This window comes from Moorena sp., from assembly GCF_982860115.1.
In genome coordinates this window covers 1-1,270 of the sequence record NZ_CEYLVT010000472.1, presented here as the reverse complement: position 1 = coordinate 1,270, position 1,270 = coordinate 1, and the positions used below count along the sequence as shown (strand labels likewise).

Genomic DNA, 1,270 nt, shown 5'->3' with positions numbered 1-1,270 from the left:
CTGGGGGGGCGACATGAGAGCTAAAAAGTAGACTGTATAAGCTTCATAGCTCTCATACCTTGTAAATAATTATCGAGCTTATGGCGACTTAAACGCATCATTTTTTTAACTAATTCCCAACATTTATCCATAAAATTAATCCAGTTTTGCCCATAAAGCCCAATATAAAAACTGCTATGCCTTTTAGTTAATCGCCCATATTCTTTAACTCTAGCCACATAGTTTTGAACTCCTTTTTTGTTAATATTCTCTCCTTTAATAGTGGCATTTAAATAAGAAAAAGATATTAAAATAACTAAAGAAATAAAGCGTTGCCCGACAACATTGCTGCCTTCCATATTATATCCACCGCTCTTATAGTCTCGGAACATCTCTTCAATATCAAAGCGTTTTTTATAAGCTCCGATTGCTTCAGAAGTACTGCTCATATTTGTTAGAATAAACCAACCTTCTTTTGTTACAGAGCTTCGATAACTCTTTTTCCATTTACAGGCGACACTAAATCCTTTAACTTTGTTGGTCTTTGTAACTTTAACATTTTTAAAAAATAAAGATTTTCCTGGTTTTAATCCACAAGTTTTCAAGGAAACCCACCCAGAATTTTTTACTTCAATTTGTTCCGATTCTTTTAGTCTCAAACAAAATTTAAACCCTTGTTTATCTAGCCATTGAGCCAATTTAACCGAACAAAACTCTCGGTCTCCCAAAACCACAACTTCATAGTTATCAAATAGCCCTATAATATTAGAAATTATTTGTTTTTGCTCTGATAAATTGCTTGAGCCTAACTTTGATAGAAGTTCAAAATAAACAGGTATTGCTCGGTTTTTATAAATTATGCTAATCATAAATAAGTTGGTGTTTTTCCAATTAGTCCTATCCATAGCCAAATATATTTTTTGACCAAAGCGTGAATGTTTGTTTTGTCCATTCTCGAATAATTGGAAACCACAAAGTTTTTAGTTGAAATACTGGTAACGACAAAAATCTCTGTAGTTTTTTACGTCGTGAGCTAAATTTAATTGGTAAAGGGAGTGACTCTGCGATTTTTTCAAGTTTGACATTTTTGGTATCTTGTATAATTATTATTATAAGGTAAAAAAACAATGATTGAGATTCAGAAAGTAGATTTTTTAGATGTTTTTGATATAATTCTGGTACCATTTTCAATTGATAGGTCGTATTGACAAGTTATGACCTATCTTTTTTTACCATAATTCGCTCAATTTAAGATATATCAAGGGTTACAGGGCGCTTGTCGCCCCCCCAG

1 pseudogene is annotated in these 1,270 nt (G+C 32.4%); it reads right to left on the bottom strand.

Annotation, left to right across the window (positions count from 1 at the left end):
* Nucleotides 1-1,164, bottom strand: a pseudogene (locus AC4II3_RS32750) (IS4 family transposase); the annotation flags it as partial.
* Between the last annotated feature and the right edge of the window lie 106 nt (nt 1,165-1,270).